Below are 21,786 nucleotides of genomic sequence, written 5' to 3' on the forward strand. Positions count from 1 at the left end.
AAAGAGCTCCCTGGCGTGACGCGGACGACGGTCTGCGCTCCGTAACTTCCCTTCCAGGCAAGCCCGATGGCCGAGTGGACGGGGAGGGACGAGGACTGTGGGGAGCAGCTGGAGGGGTGGGCGCGAGGGCCGCGGTGACGCGCGGCGGCACAGGGTGGACGACCGGCGTTCCCCTCGATGGCGCCGGGCTCTCCTCGCCGCCCTCATCACCGCCGCGGTGGTGGTCCCCCTCTCCGCGGCCGCCCGCCCCGAGATCCCCGCCCCGTCCCCGGCCACCCTCCCGGGACTCACCGCTTCCACCCTCGACAGGACCTACGCGGCCAACACCGCCAACGCGGCAGAGGCCGCCCGCATGGCCGCGGCCCACGGCGACACCCACCGCGCCGAGGCGGAGCGGGAGTTGGCCGCCCCCACCCGCCACCTGCTCACCTTCGACGGCCGGGGCCCCGGAAAGGCGACAGAGGTCCTCGGCGACCTCGCCCGCGCCGACCACGTGGCCGTCCTGGTACCCGGGTCCGACACCTCCCTGGACACCTACGACCGCTTCCGGGCGACGGCGGCGGCCCTGCAGCGGCAACTCACCGGCACCGCCCCCCGCGGCACCCGGACCGCGGTGGTCGCCTGGCTCGGCTACCGCACCCCGGACACCGTCAGCACCACGGTCCTGACCACGGACAGGGCCGACGAAGCGGCCCCGCATCTGCGCGCGTTCATACGCCGGCTCCAGGGCGTCGTCGGCCGCCGCACCACCGTCTCCCTCGTCTGCCACTCCTACGGCACGGTCGTCTGCGCCAGGGCCGCGAGCCACCTGGACATCGACGACCTGGCCTTCGTCGGCAGCCCCGGCACGGGCGTCGACACCGCCGCGACCCTGCACACCCCCGCCCGGGTCTGGGCGGCCAGGGGCAAGGACGACTGGGTCGGCGAGGTCCCCCACGTCAGGACCGATTTCTTCGGCGTCACCGTCGGATTCGGCACCGATCCGGTCTCCCCGGCCTTCGGCGCCCATGTCTTCGACGCCGGAAGGGGCGGCCACAGCGACTACTTCAGCCCGGGCTCGGTCGCCCTGACCAACCTCGCCCGGATCGTCCTCGGAGACACCGCGGAGGTGACCCGTGCCTGAGACCCACCACACCCGGGGCGGCGTACGCGACGGCATACGCCACGGCGCGGACGGCCTGCGCCGGGCCGCCGACCGGATCGACGCGGCGACACCCCCCGAGCGGGACCGTGCCGTCGACGCCCTGCGCGCCTTCGCGATCCTCGGCGTCGTCCTCGGCCACTGGCTGGTGACGGCCCTGGTCGCCGACGACGGCGCCCTGCACACCGCGAGCCCGCTGCAGCACATGCCCTGGCTGGCCCCGATCTCCTGGGCCTTCCAGACCCTGGCCGTGTTCTTCCTGGTGGGCGGCCATGTGGCGACACGCGGCTACACCTCGGCACGCGCCCGCGGGACGACGTACCGCCAGTGGCTGACGAGCCGTCTGTCGCGGCTCTTCAAGCCGGTGGCCGTCCTCCTCGCCCTGTGGGCGGTGGCGGCGACGGCCCTGCTGCTGACGGGAGCTCAGTTCGAGACGGTCCGCACGCTGGTCAAGCTCGCCCTGTCCCCGATGTGGTTCCTCCTGGTCTTCGGCGCTCTGACGGCGGCGACCCCGCTGTTGTCGCGGCTCCACCCGCTGTGGCCGCTGGCCGTCGTCCTGCACGTGGACATCGTGCGCTTCGGGCTCGGCGGCCCGGACCGGCTCGGCTGGGTGAACCTGGCGGCCGGCTGGCTGGTGCCGTACACCCTGGGCGCGGCCTGGACGCGGGGTGAGCTGGAGGGGCGGCGCGTGGGATGGGTGCTGTTCGGGGGCGGTGCGGTGGTGACCGCGGTGCTCGTCGGATGGGCGGGGTATCCGGCGTCGATGGTCGGGGTGCCGGGCGCCCAGGTCTCGAACCTGAACCCGCCGACGCTGGCCGCCGTCACCTTCGGCCTGGCCCAGTGCGGCCTGGCCCTGCTGCTGCGCGACCGGTTGCGCAGCGGTATGCGACGCCCTGCGGCCTGGGCGGCGGTGGCGCTGGTCAACCTCTCCGCGATGACGATCTTCCTGTGGCACCAGACGGCGCTGATGGCCACTACCGCCACCGGCCTCGCCGCGGGCCGGCTGCCCGGCCTGCACACCGTCCCCGACGGACCGGGCTGGGTGGCGGCGCGGCTGGCCTGGCTGCCGGTGTTCGTCCTCGTCCTGGCGGTGTGTTGGTCGGCCTTCCGGTCCTTCGAGCAGGGGCCGCGCAGGGCCGACGGCCGTCCGTCACGGGTGATCCGTGTCCACCGCCGTGCGGAGTCGGCCGCAGCGAAGGAGGTTCGTCGTGCCTAGGGTGGTCGGCGTGACGGAGACGGGGAGCCGGCAGCTGGTGGTCGGCCGCATACGGCGCTGGCTGCATGTGCTGCGCGAGGACCTGTGCACGCTGCGGGTCGATCCGCTGCCCCCGTCGGTGTGGCTGCGGTGGCTGCCGCACGGTGTGGTGTGGCTGGCGGCGCTGGGTATCGCCCTGGGCGGCATGGCACACCTCGAGGAGGGCGGGCACCTGGGCCTCGGGTGGGCCTTCTCGGTCGCGGTCCTCCAGGGCGGCGCGACGGCCCTCGCGCTGTGGCGGCCGATCCCGGCGTGGTGGCTGTCGACACTCGCCACAGTGGTCGGAGCCGTCGTGCTCCACCTCCGTCTGAGCACGACGGACGGGATCACGTTCACCTGGCCCTGGACCCCGGCCGGCCTCATCGCACACCTCTTCGTCCTGCTGCTGCTCGCGCTGCGGGTGCCCGCCCGGGTGTCCGTCGAGGCGCTGCTGATCACCGTGCTGGTCACCTACTGTCTGCAGGGCCTGTGGGGCGGCGCGCGCTACCAGTCCGGCGGCATGGTCGTGGTCGCGGTCTCCCTCTCCACGGTCGTCGTGATCCTGGGCACCGCCCTGCGCGGCCGCCGGGAGGCCCGTGCCGAGCTCGGCCGGCAGACCACCCTCACCGCCGAGGAGCGGGCCCGCCGCACCCTGCTGGAGGAGCGGAGCCGGATCGCGCGCGAGCTGCACGACGTGGTCGCCCACCACATGTCCGTCATCTCGATCCAGGCACAGGTCGCTCCGCACCTCGTCGAGAACCCCTCCGAAGAGCTCCGGGAGAACCTCGACGGCATCCGGCAGAACGCGCTGGAGGCGCTGACCGAGCTGCGCCGGGTCCTGGGCGTGCTGCGGGCCGAGCACCCCGAGACGCCGGAGCAGTCCGCCGACCCCGCCACCGGCACCGCGCCGCACGCCCCGCAGCCCACCCTCGACCGGCTCGACGCGCTGGTGGAGAACACCAGGGCGGCCGGAATGACGGTCGAGGTCGACGTGCGCGGTGTCCGGCGGCCGCTGCCCCCGGGCGTGGACCTGTCGGCGTACCGGATCGTGCAGGAGGCGTTGAGCAATGTCCTGCGCCATGCGCCCGGCGCGACCGCCTCCGTCGCGCTCGTCCACTACGTGCACGGGGTGGACGTGCGGGTCGTCAACTCACGGCCCACCCGCAGCGTGCCGTCCTCCCCGGGCGCGGGGCACGGCCTGCTCGGCATGCGGGAGCGGGCCGCGATGCTGGGCGGCACCCTGCGCGCCGGCCCCCGTCCCGACGGCGGCTACGAGGTGGCCGCGTATCTTCCGACGGCACCCCCGGGCGCGCCCGACCAGGTCACCGACTCGAAGGACGGCACCGCATGACGAGCGGCACGAGCGGCATGAGTGGCAGCATCCGCGTACTCATCGCCGACGACCAGCAGATGGTCCGGCAGGGCTTCAGCGTGCTGCTGGGCGCCCAGCCCGGCATCGAGGTGATCGGGCAGGCGGTCGACGGGCTGGACGCGATCGCCAAGGTCGCCGAACTCGTCCCGGACGTCGTCCTGATGGACATCCGGATGCCCGAGCTGGGCGGCATCGAGGCCACCCGCCGTATCACGGGCGAACGCCCGGAGATCAGGGTCCTGGTGCTGACCACCTTCGACCTCGACGAGTATGTCTACGAGGCGCTGCGGGCCGGTGCGTCCGGGTTCCTGCTCAAGGACGCCTCCGCGGAGCAGCTCGCCGAGGCGGTGCGGGTGGTGGCGGCCGGGGACGCGCTGCTCGCGCCCGGCATCACCCGGCGGCTGCTCGCCGAATTCTCCCGCCTCGACAACCGGCCCCGCTCCCCGCTCAAGAGCCGGGTCGGCGAGCTGACCGAGCGGGAGACGGAGGTCCTCGCCCTGATCGCGCAGGGCCTGTCGAACGCGGAGATCGCCGAGCGGCTGGTCGTGGCCGAGCAGACGGTGAAGACCCACGTGGGCCGCATCCTGGTGAAGCTGGGCCTCAGGGACCGTACGCAGGCGGCGGTGTTCGCGTACGAGTCGGGGCTGGTGCGGCCGTCGGGCTACTGATCAGAAGCCCTCCGGTACCCGTAGTACCTGAGAGGGATGCCGAAGGACCCGTCTCGCTGGTGACGACGGTGACTCCCGCCCCCGCCTACCGTTCTGAACGTGACCGATACGACCGAGACGCATATGACACCTCCGCACGGCGGCCGCGGCGGGTACGACGCGTACAAGTTCCGCAGCCCGGAGTTCAGAGCCGCCGTGGATGCCCTGCGCGGCCTGCGGTACGACCTGATCAGTCAGGCCCTCGCCTACCATCCGCTTCCTCCCATGCGCGTCGACAAGGGGCTCTCCCGCCGACTGCCCGGCCGGCTGCGGGAGTACGCGGTCTGGACGCCCCATGCGCTGATCACCGCGGCCGGACTGCTCGCGATGCTCATCGGCGCGGACAACAGCGGCCGCGGCGCGGTCACCAACCTCTTCGTCGGTATGTCCGCCCTGGCCCCGGTCCTGCTGACGATGGTGCGGCCGGTCATGGCCTTCTGGCTGTCGTTGGCCGCGACCGCGGTTACCTACCCGGTGGCTTTCGTCAACTCCTGGCAGCAGGACTGGCCATGGCTGCCGGGCAGCTTCGCCTGCCATCTCGTCGTGCTCACCGTGGTGGCCGTGCGCACCAGGCCGCGTACGGCGGCCTGGATGTGGCTGCTGACCGGGGCCTACGGTCTGATATGGCAAGGCGCCCTCGGCGGCGAGCACTATTACCGCTCCAACACCGTGGAGATGCTGTTCGTCTCCGCCCTGACCCTGCTCGTCGTGAGCGTCTGGCACATCCGCCGGGACGCCGAGCAGACCGTGACCGCCCAGCAGACGGTGACCGCGCACGAGCGCTCCCGCCGCACCCTGCTGGAGGAGCGCACGACCATCGCCCGTGAGCTGCACGACGTGGTTGCCCACCACATGTCGGTTGTCGCCATCCAGGCGGAGGCCGCGCCCTACCGGGTGGAGAACCCGCCCCCGGAGCTGGAGAAGGCGTTCGCCACCATCCGGGAGAACGCGGTGGCGGCCCTGACCGAGCTGCGACGGGTCCTCGGGGTGGTCCGCGCCGAGGACTACGAGGCACCGGACGCCCCGCAGCCCACCCTCGCCGACCTGGACGCCCTGCTCGGCAACGTGCGGGAGGCGGGCCTGAGCGTCGACAAGGCGGTCACCGGGGCGGTGCGCGAACTCCCGCAGGGCGTGGAGCTGTCGGCGTACCGGATCGTGCAGGAGGCACTGAGCAACACCCTGCGCCACGCCCCCGGGGCGAGCGCACGGGTCGAGATCGGATACGTCCTGGGCGGCCTGGGCCTGCGCATAGTCAACGGCCCGCGGCCCGAGCTGTCACTGCTGAAGCCCTCGCCCGGAGCGGGCCACGGCATCACCGGCATGCGGGAGCGGGTCTCCATGCTGAACGGCGAGATGACGGCGGGTCCCACGGACGAGGGAGGGTACGAGGTGGCGGTGTTCCTTCCGGTGCCGCTCAGGGACGAGGGTGAGGCATGACGATCCGCGTACTGGTCGCGGACGACCAGATGATGGTCCGCGAGGGTTTCTCCGTCCTCCTGAACGCGATGCCGGGCATCGAGGTGGTCGGCGAGGCCGTCAACGGCCGCGAGGCGGTCGACCGGGTCCGTGAACTCGCCCCCGACGTAGTCCTGATGGACATCCGGATGCCGGAGCTGAACGGCATCGAGGCGACCAGGGAGATCGTCGCGGCGGACGGCACGGCGAAGGTCCTGGTCCTGACGACCTTCGACCTCGACGAGTACGTCTACCAGGCCCTGCGCGCGGGAGCCTCGGGCTTCCTCCTCAAGGACGCCTCGGCCCGTCAACTCGCCGAGGGAGTAAGGGTGGTGGCATCCGGCGAGGCACTCCTCGCCCCCTCGGTCACCAGACGCCTGATCACGGAGTTCTCCAAACTCTCCGAGTCCCCGAGACTCATGGCCTCGGCCCACACGGCCTACGGCGACCTCACCGACCGCGAGACGGAGGTCCTGATCCTGATCGCGCAGGGCCTGTCGAACTCGGAGATGGCCGAGCGGCTGATGGTCGCCGAGTCCACGATCAAGACCCACGTCAGCCGCATCCTGGTGAAGCTCGGGCTGCGGGACCGCACCCAGGCGGCGGTGTTCGCGTACGAGGCGCGGCTGGTGACGCCGGGGTAGGGAGGGGCCGCCCTCTTGATGGCGTGGCGTCAGTCCTCCAGGCGGACCGGCATCAGGATCGAGAAGCCGCTCTCGTCGTCGGGGCGGCGGATCGCGATCGGGGCCGTGGGAGCCGTGAGCTCCAGGATCAGCCGGTCCCGGGCTCCGGCGGCCAGCGCGTCCAGCAGGAACTCGCGGTTGACCGCGACGCGGTCCGGGTCGTCGGCGTCGCCGTCGGGGCAGAGGACCACCGTGCCGTCATCCGTCACCCTGAGCACGCTGAGGTCATGCGTTCCGGTCTCGTCGCGGCGGACGGGACCCGTCTCCAGGGCCTCCCGGAAGTCCGCGACCTCGACGAGGGCGCGGTGGTCACCGGCCTGGGGGAGGAGACGACGGTAGTCGGGGAAGTCGTGGTCGAGGCACTGGCCGGCCGCCTGCCTGTCCCCGGCCTCCAGGGTCACGCGGTCCCCGTCGAGGGAGAGCCGCACGGGTCCCTCGCCGTGAGCCAGCGCCCGCATCGCGTCGGCGAGCGGGGTGGGAACAATGACCTGCACCCGGCTTCCGTCGTACCCGTCGCGCCCGTCGACGGCGGCCCGCGCGACGGCCATGCGGTACCGGTCGGTGGCCACGAGATGAAGGTTCTCGCCCTCGATGTCGAACAGGACTCCGCTGAGCATGGGCAGCTCAGGATCGGTGCCCGCCGCGAAACGGACGGTGTCCAGCGCGGCCGCCAGCTCGGGCGCGGCGACGGTCAGCCGGACGGTGGCGACGTGAAGCGAAGTCATGGGGTTCTCCCGTTGGTCGAGTAGGGCTCGGAGTGCGGAGAACTCGTTGCGGGCGTCGGACAGCCCCAGTTCCAGGCGGCGCAGATGGGCAGTGAGCAGTTTCCGGACCAGATCGGTGTCCGTGCCGGACCAGCTGGCCAGCACCAGCCGGATGTCCGCCAGCGGCATCCCGGCCCGGCGCAGCCTGGCCAGCAGCCGTGCCTCTTCGAGCTGCTCGGGCTCGTACCAGCGGTACCCGCTCACCGGATCCACCCAGGCCGGCACGAGCACACCGGCACGGTCGTAGAACCGCAGGGCGCTCACACCCAGTCCGCTGTCGCGAGCCATCTCGCCAATGCTGCGCATGTCGTTCTCCACGCCCTGAACTCTGGGCCCTGCACAAGGTCGAGGGTCAACCCTGCTCAGTGGGGACTGCCGGGGTGACGAGTTCAGGCGAACTTCTTCAACTGCTCCTCGATGACGTCCTGGGGGACGGTCGGGGGCTCGAAGGGGATCAGGGACATGAAGGTGGCAACGGTGGAGTCCCGGCGGACGACCAGGACGTGACGAGGATGCTGGGTCCCCCGCTGACGGCCACCTGGATGGCGTCGAAAGCCAGGGTCTCTTCCCCGGCCTGATCCCGCCGAAGAAGCCGGCCCTGCGCCGCCTCGGCCGGTTGCCCCTGGCTTGCGCGGCGCCGTGGCATCAGGTCGAAGGGGGGAGCATGGGGGTGTGCGACGCTGGAGTGGCTGCGGTCGCGTCGACGGCACACGACCTGAGCTACGAAGTCGCGCTCTCGCGCCTCGCTCCACATATCATCGGTGTTATGGACGGCGGGCGGTACTCGATCCAGATCGAACCAGAGGTGTGACTGTGGCTGGAGAACATTCCCGCCCATCACTACAAGCTGGCCGAACGCGTCGCCGACCTGCTCGCCGAACAGCCCACCACGCTCGACGAACCGCACTCCCGCCACCTGGGCGGCAAGCTCCGCGAGCTGCGCTTCCGCCTCGGCGATGCTCACCAGCGCATCACCTACTGGCTCGCACCCGACCGTCGCGTCGTGCTGCTCACCGTGTTCCGCAAGACCAAGATGCGCGAGCAGACCGAAGTGGACCGTGCGCACGCCGCTCAACGGCCGTGCGAAGCCGAGCACCAGGCAGCCGCCGAACACGACCTCTACAGCCGCGATCTCAAGGAGAACCGATGAATCACAGCGAATGGAGGACCCGCCGCCACCGCCAGCTGGTCGGTGAACACCTCGACGCCGACCCCGAGTATGACCGCGTCTACGAAGAAGCCGGCCTGGCCATGACGCTGGGCAAGGCCGTCTACGACCGGCGCAAGCAACTCGGGCTGAGCGAGGCCGACCTGGCCGAGCGCCTGCGCACCACCACCGACGAGATCGAGGGCATCGAGACCGCCACCGAACTGCCGCCCATCGCTGTCATCATGCGCCTGGCCCGAGCCCTGGACCTCACCGTCGACATGCACCTCGCCCCTGGGGATGAGCCCACCGTCACCATCGTCACTCCGGCAGCCTGAACCCAGGAGGAGCCATGCAGGACGCCTCCACAGCACTCGCCCGCGAGCTGGGCAGACTCATCCGCGACCGGCGCACCGAACTCGGGCTGTCCCAGGCCGAACTGGCTGGGCGGTGCGGGATGAAACAGCCGCAGATCTCCCGCTTCGAAGCCGGCGGAACGGTGCCCACCCTTCCGTTGCTGCGCCGCCTGGCCCGTGCCCTTGGAGCTGACTTGAGCATTAGTCTCACTCCGCGCGACGAGGCCGCTTGATGTGGATCGGCTCCGCCGGGTGAAGCTCGTGTCAGCGCGGGTCAGCCCCGTACGCCCTTCTCGGGTCACCGGTCTCGTCCACGACCATCACGCCGTAGGCAGGCCTGTCATCGAAGGAGCCAGCCTCGACTTCCTGTCGCCTGCTCAGATGCCCGCGCCGTTTGTGGCCGGCAAGAGCTCAGCCAGTTCGGCGTCGTCCGGGCGGTGGACCGCCTCGGCCGCCTTGCGAAGGACGGCGCGGTCGACCTTTTTCGTGTCGGCGATGACCCGGATCACCACACCGTCGCGGGGTATCGCGTATTCGTGGGAAGCGCCCGCCTTGCGATACCAGGCGTCGCCGTCGCGCTCACAGCTGACCTGCTTGGCCGTCACCTCGCCCAGCGGCTGCTCGGAGCAGTTCTCGGCGGTCAGCGTGCGGCGATCCACGAAGAGGCCGAACCGGGTGGCACGATCTTTGGACCGATAGGCGGCGGCAAACGCGCCGTTGTAATCGCCGACCGACGCCTGGAACACGGTGTAGTTGGAGACCTCGGTGACATAGACGAGTTCCGGTTCGACGCCCCAGGTCTTGGCGGCGGCGTCGAGACCGACGGCTGTCCGTGCCGTGCCCTCCTCGCCACGTGAGCTCTACGCGGTGACTTATGCCGCGGCCAATTCGCACCAGACGTACTTGCCGCGGTTGCCGTTTCTGGACAGGGGCTGCCAGCCCCACACGTCGGCGCAGGCGCGGACCAGGGCGAGGCCACGGCCGTTCTCGGCGTCGGTGAGGTGGTGCAGCGACGTCGGTGGCTCGGGTGGCTCGGGGTCCGCGTCCCACGCGCCGAGTCGGAGCGTTCCCGGCGGCGACCACCGCACCCGTAGGGCGGCGGGGCCCTTGGTGTGGAGTACGGCGTTGGAGATCAGTTCGGTGGCGAGCAGCTCCGCGGTGTCGACCAAGGTGATCAGGCCGTGCATGGTCAGGATCAGGCGGAGGGTGCGGCGGCTTACGGTGACGGCGCGCGGGTCGTTGGGGATGTGGAGCACGTACTCCCAGGGTTCGGGCATGCGGCAACTCCGTTCGGGTGGTGGGGGGTTGCGGGCGGCGGGCGGTGGCAGTGTCGCGCCCGTCATGGCAGGACGGGGCGGTGCGCTTCCGGTACCCCGGGGTTCCGCAGCGTGTGCGTCGCGTCACCGACGGTAGAGCAACAATTGTTCCTACGGCAAGCGATTGGCTACCCTGACGCTCCAACGAGGCATGGCGACAGGGCCATTGAGGAGGGTGCATGGCGCCGAGGAGTCACGCCACGGCACGGCAGGTGCGACTGGGCACCGAGCTGCGTCGACTGCGGGAGGCGGCGGGGCTGAAGGCTCGCGAGGCAGCCGGGCTGTTGAACTCGACCTCGACCCAGATAAGCCAGGTGGAGCTGGGCTTCGCAGGCGTCAGCGAGGAGCGGGTCCGGCGCCTCGCAGCTCACTACGCCTGCACGGACGAGGCGTTGATCGAAGTGCTAGTGGCGATGGCGACTGACCGGACACGGGGCTGGTGGGAGGAGTACCGGGGAGTACTACCGCCTGTGTTCATGGACTTGGCCGAAGCCGAGCACCATGCGACGTTCCTTCGCGAGATCGTGATCACTCGCATCCCAGGCCTTCTCCAGACCCCGGACTACGCCCGCGCGGTCTACGCCTACATGAACCCTGAGTTGCCCGACAAGGAGGTGGCCCCCAGGGTGGAGCACCGGATGCGGCGTCGTACCGTCATTGAGGGTGCCGATCCCACTCCGTACGAGGCGATCATCCATGAGGTCGCACTGCGGCTCCGCGTCGCTGACCGCGAGTCCTCACGTACTCAACTTCGGCAGATTCTGGATCTGGTCGAGCAGGGACTCGTCCTCGTGCGCGTGATCCCTACGGACACCGATGGCTTTGCTGGTTCCGGGGCCTCGATGATGTACGCGGGTGGCCCCGTGCCGAGGCTGGACACCGGGCTGCGGGATTCACCCACCGGCGTCGCGTTCATCGATGCCGAATCTCAACTGGACCGACTACGCGGGCTGATCCGTAGGGTGGAGGATGCGTCGCTGGACCCCATGGCGTCGCGTGACTTCATCCACCGACTGGCGAAGGAACTCTGATGAACTGGCGTAAGTCCTCGTACTCCGACGGCGGCGACGGCGACACCTGCGTCGAGATCGCCGAGGCGGGCCCCCGCATAGCCGTCCGCGACTCCAAGGCCCCCGCCCGAGCCACCCTCTCCTTCCCGGCCCCCGCCTTCACCGCCCTCATCGACCACCTGAAGGAACACCCCTGGTCAGACGCCCGCATCAGCGGCTAGCGTCCCCGCATGGCAGCCTTCGATCCCTGGGACCCGGCGTTTCTCGCCGACCCGTATCCCGCTTACGCCGAGCTCCGCGCCAACGGCCGGGTGCAGTACTTCGAGCCGACGAACCAGTGGCTCGTCCCGCACCACGCGGACGTCTCCGCGCTGCTCAGGGACCGGAGGCTCGGGCGGACGTACCAGCACCGGTTCACGCACGAGGACTTCGGGCGTACCGCACCTCCGGCGGAACATGAGCCGTTCCACACGCTCAACGACCACGGGATGCTCGACCTGGAGCCCCCGGACCACACCCGGATCCGGCGTCTGGTGTCGAAGGCGTTCACCCCGCGCACGGTCGAGCAGCTCAAGCCGTACGTGACCGAGCTGGCCGGTGAGCTGGTGGACCGGCTCGTCGCGGAGGGCGGCGGTGATCTGCTCACCGATGTCGCCGAGCCGCTTCCCGTCGCCGTGATCGCCGAGATGCTGGGGATCCCGGAAGCGGACCGGGCGCCCCTGCGGCCCTGGTCTGCCGACATCTGCGGGATGTACGAGCTCAATCCGCCGGAGGACGTGGCGGCGCGGGCCGTACGGGCATCCGTCGAGTTCTCCGACTACCTCCGCGACCTGATCGCCGAGCGCCGCAAGGAGCCCGGGGACGACCTGATCTCCGGGCTCATCGCCGCGCACGACGAGGGCGACCGGCTCACCGAGCAGGAGATGATCTCCACCTGCGTCCTGCTGCTCAACGCCGGTCACGAGGCCACCGTGAACGCCACGGTCAACGGTTGGTGGGCGCTGTTCCGCAACCCTGACCAGCTCACAGAACTGCGCGCCGACCACTCCCTCGTCCCGCGAGCCGTCGAAGAGCTCATGCGCTACGACACCCCGCTCCAGCTCTTCGAACGCTGGGTCCTGGACGACATCGAGGTCGACGGGACGACCATCCCGAGGGGCGCCGAGATCGCCCTGCTCTTCGGCTCCGCCAACCACGACCCGGCCACCTTCCCGAACCCCGAGCACCTCGACCTCACCCGCGCCGACAACCCGCACATCTCCTTCAGCGCCGGCATCCACTACTGCATCGGCGCACCCCTGGCCCGTATCGAACTGGCCGCCTCCATGACGGCCGTACTCGAGAAGGCCCCGACGCTGAGCCTGGCAGCGGAGCCGCAGAGGAAGCCGAACTTCGTGATCCGGGGGTTGGAAGGGCTGCGCGTCGAGGTGATGTGATCACTCGTTCGGCTGATCACCGGGTGATCCGGCACCGCTGCGTGAGAGGGGGTGCACCCTGACGGTCATGGCAGAGCGCGTAGCCCAGTCGCCCCAGATGTCGGTGGAGGAGTTCGAGCGGATCGCCGCCTTCGCGGCCAAGGAGACCGACGACGCCGTCAGGTTGGAGTTCATCAACGGGCGGATCGGGGTCAAGAAGGTGGCCGATGGTGACCACAACAGCGTCATTGTGTGGCTGAGCAAGCGCTGCATGCGTGCGAGGCCCGATCTGGACCTGTACCAGGGGCAGGGTCTGAGGGTCGAGAAGTACCGGGAGGGCCGGGCCCGTCCCGACGCGGTGCTGGTGCCCGAGGATCACTTCGCCGGCCATGGTGAGTGGGCCGACCCGAGCGGTGTGCTCCTGGTGCTCGAGGTCACGTTGTACGACTCCGACACCGACCGGCGTGACCGTGAGGAGAAGCCTGTCGCATACGGCGCCGCAGGAATCCCGTTCTACCTGCTGATGGACAGGGACGCCCGCACGGCCCAGCTCTACAGCGATCCGGACCCGGATGTCGGATACGGCAACTGCCGTACAGCGGCGTTCGGTGGCACGCTCGTTCTCCCCGAGCCCCTCGGTATCGAACTCGACACGGAGAGGCTGAAGGACTTCAGCCCCGCCGCCGGTCCACCCACCGCACCAGCAGGGTGAAGAAGAGGAGCGGCAGAAACGCTCCCCCCAACACCACGAACGGCAGTTCCGTGAACAGGACCGAGAGGTCCATGCCCTCGTTCTCGAAGCCGCCGCCCAGGTGGCGCTGGGTGCGGGGCATGGACAGCCACAGCAGGGGCGCCGCAGTCGCCCCCACCGCCGCCAGCGCACAGCCCCCGCAGGTCACTCCGTCCACTCGCCGCTTCATGCCTGAGGGGACGTGCGTTCCCCGGCCCGCGGTTCAGGTCGTCAGATCCCGTCGCCGCAATCCCGCCAGGCCCCCGACCACCAGTACCGCCGCCAGCCCGAGCAGGACCAGCACCGGCCCCCACTCCATCGCCCCGCCCGGCAGCTTCGGCAGGTGGCCGAAGGGAGACAGGTCCAGGACCGCCTGCGGGACGTCCAGCGCCGGGCCGACCCAGCCGATCAGCAGCACCGCCCCGGCGACTCCCCAGGCCAGGGGAGCGACGCGCGGGGCCAGGCCGTACAGCAGGACCGTGAGCCCGCCGATCACCCACACCCCCGCCACCTGCACCAGGCACGCGCCCAGGATGGGGCCGACTTCCTTGCCGTAGCCCACCGCGAAGCCGAGACCCGCGAGCAGCATGATGAGCGCCGAGCCTCCGAAGGCGATCACCAGGTGGCCGGAGGCCCATCGCAGGCGGCCCACCGCGTTCGCCAGCACCGGTTCCGCCCGCGTCGACGTCTCCTCACCGTGCAGCCGCAGCACCGACGCGACCACGTACAGCGCGGCCACCAGCCCCAGCATGCCGGTCATCGAGGCGAGGAAGGCGTCCGTGATCCCGGACTGTCCGCCCATCCGCTCGAAGATCTCGCGGGCCTTCTCGTTGTCGCCCACCAGGTCGGCCACGCCGTCCGTCAGACCGCCGTAGACCACCCCGGCCAGGAAGAAGCCGACCGACCAGCCCAGCACGCCGCCCCGTTGCAGCCGCCAGGCCAGCGCGCCCGCCGTGCCCAGGCGGCCGACGGGGGGTCCCGGACGCGTCGGCACGAAGCTCATGCCCACGTCCCTGCGGCCCGCGAGGACGTAGGCCAGCGCCCCCTGGCCCGCGATCGCCGCCGCGAACAGCAGCAGCACCCACCAGCGTTCGCCGGCGAAGGGGCGCAACTGCGACAGCCAACCGAGCGGCGACAGCCAGGTCAGGACGGACGACCCGTCGGTGGACGCCGCGTCCCCCGACGCCCGCAGCACGAAGGCCACGCCCAGCACTCCCGCCGTCAGGCCCCGCGCCAGCCGCGCGCTCTCCGTCAGCTGCGCGACGATCGCGGCCGTCGTGGCGAAGAGCATGCCCACGGCGGCCAGCCCCAGGCCGAACGCCACCGCGCCCACCACTCCCTGGCCCGCCAGACCCGCCGTCACCAGCAGGGCCAGCACACCGCTCGCCACCGCCGCCGCCAGCAGCGCCGCCGTCAGCGAGGCCCGGCGGCCCACCACGCCCGAGGACAGCAGCTCCTGCCGGCCGGTCTCCTCCTCGTCACGGGTGTGGCGTACGACGACCAGGAGACCGGTGACGGCGGCGAGCGCCCCCGCGTAGACGCCGACGCGCCAGGCGGTGAGGGCGCCGAGGGAGTCGTCGAAGACGGGGCCGATCAGCGCGCGGAAGGAGGAGTTCGTGGCCACCTGGTCCAGCAGGTCGGCGCGCTCCGCCTCGGTGCCGTACATGCCCTTGAGGGTGTTCGGCATGGACAGGACCATCAGGGTGTTCACCGCCACCCACACCGGGATCATCAGCCGGTCGCGGCGCAGGTTGAAGCGGAGCAGGACGCCCGTGCCGACGAGGGAGGTCATGACGCCGCCCCCTCGTTCTGGTAGTGCCGCAGGAACAGTTCCTCCAGCGTCGGCGGCGTCGAGGTCAGCGAGCGCACTCCGGACTCGCTCAACTGCCGTAGCACCGCGTCGAGTTGCTCCGTGTCCACCTGCAGCCGGACCCGATGGCCCTGGATGTCGAGGTCGTGGACGCCCGGCAGCCGCGCCAACCCGTTGGGAGCGCCCGCGAGTTCGGCCGTGACGCTGGTGCGGGTCAGATGGCGCAGGTCGGCGAGGGAGCCCGTCTCGACCGTGCGGCCGCGCCGGATGATGCTCACCCGGTCGCACAACTCCTCGACCTCGCTGAGGATGTGGGACGACAGCAGGACCGTACGGCCGCGCTCCCGCTCCTCCTCGACACAGCGCTGGAAGACCTCCTCCATCAGGGGGTCCAGGCCCGAGGTCGGCTCGTCCAGGATCAGCAGGTCCACGTCCGAGGCGAACGCGGCGACCAGGGCGACCTTCTGGCGGTTGCCCTTCGAGTAGGTGCGGCCCTTCTTGGTGGGGTCCAGCTCGAAGCGCTCGATCAGCTCGGCGCGTCGGTCACGATCCAGTCCCCCGCGCAGACGGCCGTAGAGGTCGATGACCTCGCCGCCGGAGAGGTTGCGCCACAGCGTCACGTCGCCGGGGACGTAGGCGATCCGGCGGTGCACCTCGACCGCGTCGGCCCACGGGTCGCGGCCGAGCACCTGCGCGGCGCCGGAGTCGGCGCGCAGCAGGCCGAGCAGGACGCGGATGGTGGTGGACTTGCCGGCGCCGTTGGGGCCGAGGAAGCCGTGCACCTCGCCGGTGCTTACCTCCAGGTCGAGGCCGTCGAGGGCTGGCGTCTTCCCGAACGACTTGTGGAGACCGGAGACGGTGATTGCCTTCGTCATGCTTCGGAACGTACGCTTCTTTCAGAAATTTGTGAAGTTAAGGAAGCGTATGAATCCCCGTTAGGCTGGTGGCCATGACGGATGCGGTGGAGCGGGACCCGGAGGCGGTCTCCCGGTTCGTGGAGCGGTTCGCGGCGCAGCTCGTCGAGGCGGGGCTGCCGCGTATGCCGGCGCGGGTCTTCTCCGCGCTGCTGGCATCCGACAGCGGTGCGCTGACCTCCGCGGAGCTGGGCGGGCAGCTCCAGATCAGCCCGGCGGCCGTCTCGGGGGCGGTGCGCTACCTGGCGCAGGTGCACATGCTCTCGCGCGAGCGGGAGCCCGGCTCGCGGCGGGAGCGATACCGGGTCCACTCCGACCAGTGGTACCAGGCGCTCACCAACCGCGAGGCGATCATCAAACGCTGGGAGGACGCCCTGCGCGAGGGAGTGGCCAGCCTGGGCGCCGGGACTCCGGCGGGACACAGGCTGGCCGAGACCCTCGCGTTCTTCGAGTTCATCGAGAAGGACGTGGCGGAGATGATGGAACGCTGGAAGTCCCACCGCGCCAGGCTGTTCGGGGCCTAGCCCCGGTCGCCTAGCGTTCCTTCGTCTCCTCCAGCACCGTCCGCCCCAGCAGCAGATACCGCTCCGGCGACCGCCGCTTCAGGTACTGCGCATACCCGATGCCCAGTGCCGCGACGGCCGCCACCAGCCACGGCGTGGCCTTCAGCACCAGCGAACCGGACTCCGTGCCGGCCGCCGCGCTCATGTTGGAGACCAGCAGGACGACCACGGCGAGCATGGCGATGCCGCCGACCAGCGGGGCCGTGAGGGTCCGGAACCAGTGGCGGCTCTCCGGGTGGTGCGTGCGGAAGTACGCCAGCACCGCGAAGGAGCACACGGCCTGCACGATCAGGATGGCCATGGTGCCGAGGATGGCGAGCAGGACGTAGGTGCCGCTGTACGGGTCCTTGCCGGCCGCCCAGAACGCCAGCAGGAGTACGGCGGTCACGATCGTCTGCACCAGGCCCGCGACGTGCGGCGAGCCGTGCCGGGGGTGGGTGCGGCCGACCGTGTTCTTCAGCGAGGGCAGGACGCCCTCGCGGCCCAGCGCGTACATGTAGCGGGCGGCGCAGTTGTGGAAGGCCATGCCGCAGGCCAGCGAGCCGGTGATCATCAGCCACTGCATGACGTCGACCGCCCAGTGGCCTACGTACTGCTCGGTGGGGCCGAAGAAGAGCTGCAGGGGGTTGTCGGTGGCGACCTTGACGGCGCTCGACTCGCCGGTGCCCGAGATGGCCATCCAGGAGACGAAGACGTAGAAGACGCCGACGCCCAGGACGGAGATCATCGTCGCCTTGGGGATGATCTTCTTCGGGTTGCGGGACTCCTCGCCGTACATCGCCGTCGACTCGAAGCCGACCCACGACCAGAAGGCGAAGAAGAGACCGAGACCGGCCGACGTGCCCTTGAAGGCGTTGACCGGGTTGACCGGGTCGAGGCTGAAGCCGTTCGGGCCGCCGCCGTGGAAGGCGACCGAGACCGCCATCGCGGCGAGGATCGTCACCTCGGTGGCCAGGAGGACCACGAGGAGCTTCTCGGCGACCGAGACACCGAACCAGGTGCCCATCGCGTTGACCGCGAGCATCAGGATCGCGAACGCCCACCACGGGATGTGCACCCCGGTCTGGTCCTTCAGCGTGCCCGTCGCGAACGTCGAGAAGATGCCGATGAGCGCCGGCTCGAAGACGGCGTACGCGAAGGTGGCGAGCAGTCCCGAGGCGAGGCCCGCCGTGCGGCCGAGGCCGTAGGAGATGAAGCCGTAGAAGGCGCCTGTCGAGGTGATGTGCTTCGCCATCGAGGTGAAGCCGACCGAAAAGATTGCCAGGACGACCATTGCGACGAGGTAGCTCGCGGGCGCGCCGATGCCGTTGCCGGCCGACACCATGAAGGGCACGTTGCCCGTCATCGCGGTGATCGGCGCGGCCGTCGCCACGGCCATGAAGACCACGCCGAGCAGGCCGATGGCGTTGGGCTTCAGCCGGTGAACCGTGCCTTCCTCATCCGTGTTCGCCGCCGGGGCGACTCCCTCGTCCACTGCCATCGGGTGGCCCCTCTCCTTGTCCGTCCACTGTGTGCCGAACCGGAACTCTGTAGCCCGAATAAGTCGAGCAAGGGTCTCGGGGCGTTAAATGTTTGTCAACCAGACCTTTAGAAATCTGACTGCAACACGCGGCTCGTAGCGTCGTCGCCATGAGCTACACGTCCGTTCTCGGCGGTCGACACCACCGCTTCGACACCCTCGCCCGTCTGCTCGCCGCCGCGAGTCCCGAACGCTCCGGCGACCGGCTGGCGGGACTCGCGGCCGCGTCCGAACAGGAGCGGGTGGCCGCACGCTGGGCGCTCGCGGACGTGCCGCTGGCCACGTTCCTGGCCGAGCCGCTGATCCCGTACGAGACGGACGACGTGACCCGGCTGATCCTCGACTCGCACGACACGGCCGCCTTCGCGCCGGTGGCGGGGCTGACGGTGGGCGAGTTCCGGGAGTGGCTGCTGTCCGAGCGGGCCGACGCGGTGGCGCTGGCCGCGGTGGCGCCGGGGATCACGCCCGAGATGGCCGCCGCGGTCAGCAAGCTCATGGGCAACGCGGATCTGGTCGCGGTGGCCCGCAAGGTGCGCGTGGTCACCGCGTTCCGCTCGACGATCGGGCTGCCGGGACGGCTGGCGACCCGGCTCCAGCCCAACCACCCCACCGACGACCCGGCGGGCGTGGCGGCGGCCCTCCTCGACGGACTGCTGCTGGGCTCCGGCGACGCGGTGATCGGCATCAACCCGGCGACCGACAGCCCCAAGGCCGTACGGGACCTGCTGGAACTGCTCGACGGGGTGATCCAGAGGTACGCGATCCCCACCCAGTCCTGTGTGCTGTGCCATGTCACGACCAGCGTGGACCTGATGTCCCGGGGCGCCCCGGTGGACCTGGTCTTCCAGTCGATCGCGGGGACCCAGGCGGCGAACGCGTCCTTCGGGGTGACGCTGGGGCTGCTCGACGAGGCGTACGAGGCGGCGCTGAAACTGGAGCGGGGGACCGTCGGGCACAACGTCATGTACTTCGAGACCGGGCAGGGCAGCGCCCTGTCGGCGGGCGCCCACCACGGCGTGGACCAGCAGACGGTGGAGGCCCGGGCGTACGCGGTGGCGCGGCGCTACGACCCGCTGCTCGTGAACACGGTCGTCGGCTTCATCGGCCCGGAGTACCTCTACGACGGCCGGCAGATCCTGCGCGCCGCCCTGGAGGACCACTTCTGCGGCAAACTCCTCGGCCTGCCCATGGGGTTGGACATCTGCTACACCAACCATGCCGACGCGGACGACGACGACATCGCGACGATGCTCACCGTGCTCGGCGTGGCCGGCGCGTCCTTCGTGATCTGCACCCCGGGCGGCGACGACATCATGCTCAACTACCAGTCCGCCTCGTACCACGACGCGTTGTACCTCCGGGAGGTCCTGGGCCTGCGCCCGGCACCGGAGTTCGAGGCGTGGCTGGAGTCGATCGGGCTGCTGGACGAGCGGGGGGCGATCAGGGACGCGGCGGGCGGACATCCGCTGACGGCCATCGGAAGGGAGCTCGCGGCATGAGCCAAGTAGCGCTGAATAACGGTGAGTTGTGGTCGTCCCTGCGCCGCCACACGCAGGCCCGGATCGGCCTGGGCCGCTCCGGCTCGGCGTTGCCCACCCGGCACCGGCTCGAACTCCAGGCCGCGCATGCGGCGGCCCGGGACGCGGTGCACTCGCCGTTCGACCCGGACGCGGTGGTGGCGGGGCTGGCGGGGATGCCGACGGTACGGGTCCGTAGTGCGGCTCCCGATCGGCTGACGTATCTCCAGCGGCCGGATCTGGGGCGCCGGCTGGATGCCACCGACCGGGCGCATCTGCCGGTGGGGGAGTGGGACGTGGTCTTCGTCGTCGCCGACGGGCTGTCCAGCCGGGCGGTGCACGAGCATGCGGCGGCGGTCGTACGGCGGACGGTGGAGCGTCTGCCGTCGTGGGCCGTCGCTCCGGTCGTCCTCGCCGAGCAGGCTCGCGTGGCGCTGGGTGACGACATCGCCTCCGCGATGGGGGCGGACATGGTGGTGGTGCTGGTCGGGGAACGTCCCGGGATGTCGGCGGCGGACTCGCTCGGGGCGTACCTGACGTACCGGCCGGTGCGGGGTGTGACGACTGACGCCGACCGTAATTGTTTGTCGAACATCCGGCCGCCGATGGGGCTCTCCTACGAGGGGGCGGCAGGGAAGCTGGCGGGGCTGATGGGGCGGGCCCGGGAGCTGGGTGCCACGGGGGTGGCGCTGAAGGACGAGTCGGACGCGGTGGCTCCGCCGGCTTAGCGGGCTCAGCGGTCTTCGCCCCCGCCGCCCCTTCCCGTCCCGTCCCTGGGGGCTGCCGCCCCCAGACCCCCGCTTCGGCCCTGAAGGGGCCTCGTCCTCAAACGCCGGACGGGCTGGAATCAGCCCGTCCGGCGTTTGACGTCCTGTGACTCAGGTCTCATCGCGTGCGTGCAGCAGATCCTGGGGTGTCTCCGTCGAGGAGGGGTGACAGGAAGGGAGGAGCGTGTGGAGACGGATTTCGACGGTTTCGTCACCGCCCGGTCGGCGTCGCTGTTCCGGGGCGCCCTCGTCCTGACGGGGAACCGCGACGCCGCCGAGGACCTGGTCCAGGAGACCCTGGAGCGGGCCTGCCGCAAGTGGCGCACGATCTCCGCCAAGGACGCCCCGGAGGCCTATGTGCGGCGGATCATGGTCAACCTGGCCAACGACCGCTGGCGCCGCTTCCGCCGTACGGCCTTGCAGGCGGACGGCCCCGACCGGGCCGCCCTCGGCGACGAGTACGGACAGGTCGACAGCAGGGACCAGTTGGTGCGCGCGCTGCAGCAACTGCCCATGCGGATGCGGACGGTCGTGGTGCTCCGCTACTTCCACGACCTCTCGGACACCGAGATCGCGGCCGACCTGGGCGTCTCGCCGAGCACGGTGCGCTCCCAGCTCGCCCGGGGGATCGAGAAGCTCAGAAACCAGTTCCCCGCGCTCTCCGACCCTTCACCACGGCAGCACACGGAAGGAATCCGATGACTTCGTACGGCGACGCGCGGCCTTCTGGCTGCACACCTTTCGAAGAGGAACTGATGAACGCCATGAACGGTTACGCGAACTCCGCCGAGGCGCCCGACTTCGACGCACCGACGATCATGCGCCGCACCCGGCGCCGCCGGACCGTCGGCATCGCCGCGGTCGCCACCGGCCTCATCCTGGCAGGCGGGGGCACGGCCCTGGCCACCTCGGCCGGCGGCTCGCACGCCTCGCAGCCGAGCAGCACGGTCACCAAGAACGACGCCACCACCATGCTCTGGGACGACCACGGGGTGACCATCACGATCGACTTCTCGGGCCGGGACCTGGTGCTCGCCAAGCAGGTGCTCCTGAAGACGCAGACGAAGCTCGGCACCGTCACCAAGAAGGCCGTCAAGAACTGCAAGCCCGGTTCGGTGGTCGGTGTCAGCCCGCACACCCCGAAGATCGTCAAGTCCGGCGACACGGTCGACCTCACCCTGTGCTCCGGCTGATCTTGCTCCGGCTGATCTGAGACGCCCGCCCCTGCGCCAATCAGGGGCGGGCGTCCGCCACATCGTCGCATCGCGAAGGCGTACGAGCGGGGGGCCCGGGAGTCGGGAAGTACAGCCTGCTGTACCTCGAACCGGGTGGACTGCGGGATCGGCCGAGGGGGGTCCTGATCCAT

The 21,786-nt window shown here is 70.6% G+C and carries 24 protein-coding genes and 1 pseudogene; 18 read left to right on the forward strand and 7 right to left on the reverse strand.

Going from position 1 to position 21,786, the window contains the following annotated elements:
* Nucleotides 1–154: 154 nt before the first annotated feature.
* The 6 genes from ACIBJB_RS18830 to ACIBJB_RS18855 all read left to right on the forward strand — a co-directional run bounded on the left by ACIBJB_RS18830 (nt 155) and on the right by ACIBJB_RS18855 (nt 6,553).
* Nucleotides 155–1,123, forward strand: a complete 969-nt coding sequence (locus ACIBJB_RS18830) for an alpha/beta hydrolase (protein ID WP_398932013.1) — start codon at nt 155–157, stop codon at nt 1,121–1,123.
* Nucleotides 1,116–2,357 carry an acyltransferase gene (locus ACIBJB_RS18835; RefSeq protein ID WP_398931812.1) on the forward strand — a complete coding sequence of 414 codons (1,242 nt, stop codon included), beginning with the start codon at nt 1,116–1,118 and terminating at the stop codon, nt 2,355–2,357. The genes ACIBJB_RS18830 and ACIBJB_RS18835 overlap by 8 nt, the downstream gene beginning before the upstream one ends.
* Nucleotides 2,350–3,726 carry a sensor histidine kinase gene (locus tag ACIBJB_RS18840; RefSeq protein WP_398931815.1) on the forward strand — a complete coding sequence of 459 codons (1,377 nt, stop codon included), beginning with the start codon at nt 2,350–2,352 and terminating at the stop codon, nt 3,724–3,726. The genes ACIBJB_RS18835 and ACIBJB_RS18840 overlap by 8 nt, the downstream gene beginning before the upstream one ends.
* Nucleotides 3,723–4,415, forward strand: a complete 693-nt coding sequence (locus ACIBJB_RS18845; RefSeq protein WP_398931817.1) for a response regulator — start codon at nt 3,723–3,725, stop codon at nt 4,413–4,415. Before ACIBJB_RS18840 ends, ACIBJB_RS18845 begins: the two co-directional genes overlap by 4 nt.
* Nucleotides 4,416–4,514: 99 nt before the next feature.
* A complete protein-coding gene (locus ACIBJB_RS18850) occupies nt 4,515–5,891 on the forward strand; it encodes a histidine kinase (protein ID WP_398931819.1) in 1,377 nt (458 codons plus the stop codon).
* Nucleotides 5,888–6,553, forward strand: coding sequence for a response regulator transcription factor (locus ACIBJB_RS18855; RefSeq protein ID WP_352387642.1), 666 nt, complete (start codon nt 5,888–5,890; stop codon nt 6,551–6,553). Before ACIBJB_RS18850 ends, ACIBJB_RS18855 begins: the two co-directional genes overlap by 4 nt.
* Nucleotides 6,554–6,582: 29 nt before the next feature.
* On the opposite strand, the gene ACIBJB_RS18860 is transcribed toward ACIBJB_RS18855, so the two are convergent.
* Complete coding sequence (locus ACIBJB_RS18860; RefSeq protein ID WP_398931822.1) at nt 6,583–7,662, reverse strand: MerR family transcriptional regulator; 1,080 nt, start codon at nt 7,660–7,662, stop codon at nt 6,583–6,585.
* A 505-nt stretch (nt 7,663–8,167) separates the two neighbouring features.
* Between ACIBJB_RS18860 and ACIBJB_RS18865 the strand changes: the two genes are divergently transcribed.
* From ACIBJB_RS18865 to ACIBJB_RS18875, 3 genes and pseudogenes are all read left to right on the forward strand, one after another.
* Entirely contained in the window at nt 8,168–8,506 is a 339-nt protein-coding gene (locus ACIBJB_RS18865; protein WP_398932015.1) for a type II toxin-antitoxin system RelE/ParE family toxin, read from the forward strand.
* Complete coding sequence (locus tag ACIBJB_RS18870; RefSeq protein WP_398931824.1) at nt 8,503–8,841, forward strand: helix-turn-helix domain-containing protein; 339 nt, start codon at nt 8,503–8,505, stop codon at nt 8,839–8,841. The genes ACIBJB_RS18865 and ACIBJB_RS18870 overlap by 4 nt, the downstream gene beginning before the upstream one ends.
* 35 nt (nt 8,842–8,876) lie before the next feature.
* Nucleotides 8,877–9,092: pseudogene (locus ACIBJB_RS18875) on the forward strand (helix-turn-helix domain-containing protein); the annotation flags it as partial.
* 144 nt (nt 9,093–9,236) lie between these two features.
* On the opposite strand, the gene ACIBJB_RS18880 reads toward ACIBJB_RS18875, so the two are convergent.
* Both ACIBJB_RS18880 and ACIBJB_RS18885 read right to left on the reverse strand, forming a co-directional pair.
* A complete protein-coding gene (locus ACIBJB_RS18880; RefSeq protein WP_398931826.1) occupies nt 9,237–9,605 on the reverse strand; it encodes a hypothetical protein in 369 nt (122 codons plus the stop codon).
* A gap of 126 nt (nt 9,606–9,731) precedes the next feature.
* Nucleotides 9,732–10,136 (reverse strand): ATP-binding protein, encoded by a 405-nt coding sequence (locus ACIBJB_RS18885; protein ID WP_398931828.1) that lies wholly within the window; start codon nt 10,134–10,136, stop codon nt 9,732–9,734.
* A 218-nt stretch (nt 10,137–10,354) separates the two neighbouring features.
* Between ACIBJB_RS18885 and ACIBJB_RS18890 the strand changes: the two genes are divergently transcribed.
* Genes ACIBJB_RS18890 through ACIBJB_RS18905 form a run of 4 tightly spaced genes read left to right on the forward strand, consistent with a single transcriptional unit; the run spans nt 10,355 to nt 13,312 of the window.
* On the forward strand, nt 10,355–11,206 hold the full coding sequence (locus ACIBJB_RS18890) for a helix-turn-helix domain-containing protein (protein WP_398931830.1): 852 nt from the start codon (nt 10,355–10,357) through the stop codon (nt 11,204–11,206).
* The gene (locus tag ACIBJB_RS18895; protein WP_398931832.1) at nt 11,206–11,406 is read left to right on the forward strand and encodes a DUF397 domain-containing protein; all 201 of its coding nucleotides are present in this window, start codon (nt 11,206–11,208) and stop codon (nt 11,404–11,406) included. Before ACIBJB_RS18890 ends, ACIBJB_RS18895 begins: the two co-directional genes overlap by 1 nt.
* Before the next feature lie 9 nt (nt 11,407–11,415).
* Nucleotides 11,416–12,621, forward strand: a complete 1,206-nt coding sequence (locus ACIBJB_RS18900) for a cytochrome P450 (RefSeq protein ID WP_398931834.1) — start codon at nt 11,416–11,418, stop codon at nt 12,619–12,621.
* Nucleotides 12,622–12,679: 58 nt separating this feature from the next.
* On the forward strand, nt 12,680–13,312 hold the full coding sequence (locus ACIBJB_RS18905; protein ID WP_398932017.1) for a Uma2 family endonuclease: 633 nt from the start codon (nt 12,680–12,682) through the stop codon (nt 13,310–13,312).
* On the opposite strand, the gene ACIBJB_RS18910 is transcribed toward ACIBJB_RS18905, so the two are convergent.
* From ACIBJB_RS18910 to ACIBJB_RS18920, 3 genes are read right to left on the reverse strand one after another with little or no spacing between them, the layout of a single operon-like run.
* On the reverse strand, nt 13,272–13,508 hold the full coding sequence (locus tag ACIBJB_RS18910; RefSeq protein WP_398931836.1) for a hypothetical protein: 237 nt from the start codon (nt 13,506–13,508) through the stop codon (nt 13,272–13,274). The genes ACIBJB_RS18905 and ACIBJB_RS18910 overlap by 41 nt on opposite strands.
* 45 nt (nt 13,509–13,553) lie before the next feature.
* Entirely contained in the window at nt 13,554–15,122 is a 1,569-nt protein-coding gene (locus ACIBJB_RS18915) for an ABC transporter permease (RefSeq protein WP_398931838.1), read from the reverse strand.
* Complete coding sequence (locus ACIBJB_RS18920) at nt 15,119–16,015, reverse strand: ATP-binding cassette domain-containing protein (RefSeq protein WP_398931841.1); 897 nt, start codon at nt 16,013–16,015, stop codon at nt 15,119–15,121. The genes ACIBJB_RS18915 and ACIBJB_RS18920 overlap by 4 nt, the downstream gene beginning before the upstream one ends.
* A 74-nt stretch (nt 16,016–16,089) precedes the next feature.
* Here ACIBJB_RS18920 and ACIBJB_RS18925 point away from each other — a divergent pair, with 74 nt between their 5' ends.
* Entirely contained in the window at nt 16,090–16,578 is a 489-nt protein-coding gene (locus ACIBJB_RS18925) for a GbsR/MarR family transcriptional regulator (protein ID WP_398931844.1), read from the forward strand.
* Between the two features lie 10 nt (nt 16,579–16,588).
* On the opposite strand, the gene ACIBJB_RS18930 is transcribed toward ACIBJB_RS18925, so the two are convergent.
* Entirely contained in the window at nt 16,589–18,097 is a 1,509-nt protein-coding gene (locus ACIBJB_RS18930; RefSeq protein WP_398931846.1) for an APC family permease, read from the reverse strand.
* A gap of 149 nt (nt 18,098–18,246) precedes the next feature.
* On the opposite strand from ACIBJB_RS18930, the gene ACIBJB_RS18935 reads away from it, so the two are divergent.
* The 4 genes from ACIBJB_RS18935 to ACIBJB_RS18950 all read left to right on the forward strand — a co-directional run bounded on the left by ACIBJB_RS18935 (nt 18,247) and on the right by ACIBJB_RS18950 (nt 21,613).
* The gene (locus ACIBJB_RS18935) at nt 18,247–19,635 is read left to right on the forward strand and encodes an ethanolamine ammonia-lyase subunit EutB (RefSeq protein ID WP_398931848.1); all 1,389 of its coding nucleotides are present in this window, start codon (nt 18,247–18,249) and stop codon (nt 19,633–19,635) included.
* Complete coding sequence (gene eutC, locus ACIBJB_RS18940) at nt 19,632–20,381, forward strand: ethanolamine ammonia-lyase subunit EutC (protein ID WP_398931850.1); 750 nt, start codon at nt 19,632–19,634, stop codon at nt 20,379–20,381. The genes ACIBJB_RS18935 and eutC overlap by 4 nt, the downstream gene beginning before the upstream one ends.
* Before the next feature lie 225 nt (nt 20,382–20,606).
* Nucleotides 20,607–21,122 (forward strand): SigE family RNA polymerase sigma factor, encoded by a 516-nt coding sequence (locus ACIBJB_RS18945; RefSeq protein ID WP_398931852.1) that lies wholly within the window; start codon nt 20,607–20,609, stop codon nt 21,120–21,122.
* 53 nt (nt 21,123–21,175) lie between these two features.
* Entirely contained in the window at nt 21,176–21,613 is a 438-nt protein-coding gene (locus ACIBJB_RS18950; protein WP_398931854.1) for a hypothetical protein, read from the forward strand.
* Nucleotides 21,614–21,786: the final 173 nt, after the last annotated feature.

Origin of the sequence: Streptomyces sp. NPDC050759 (assembly GCF_044456945.1) — a bacterium.
Taxonomy (GTDB): domain Bacteria; phylum Actinomycetota; class Actinomycetes; order Streptomycetales; family Streptomycetaceae; genus Streptomyces.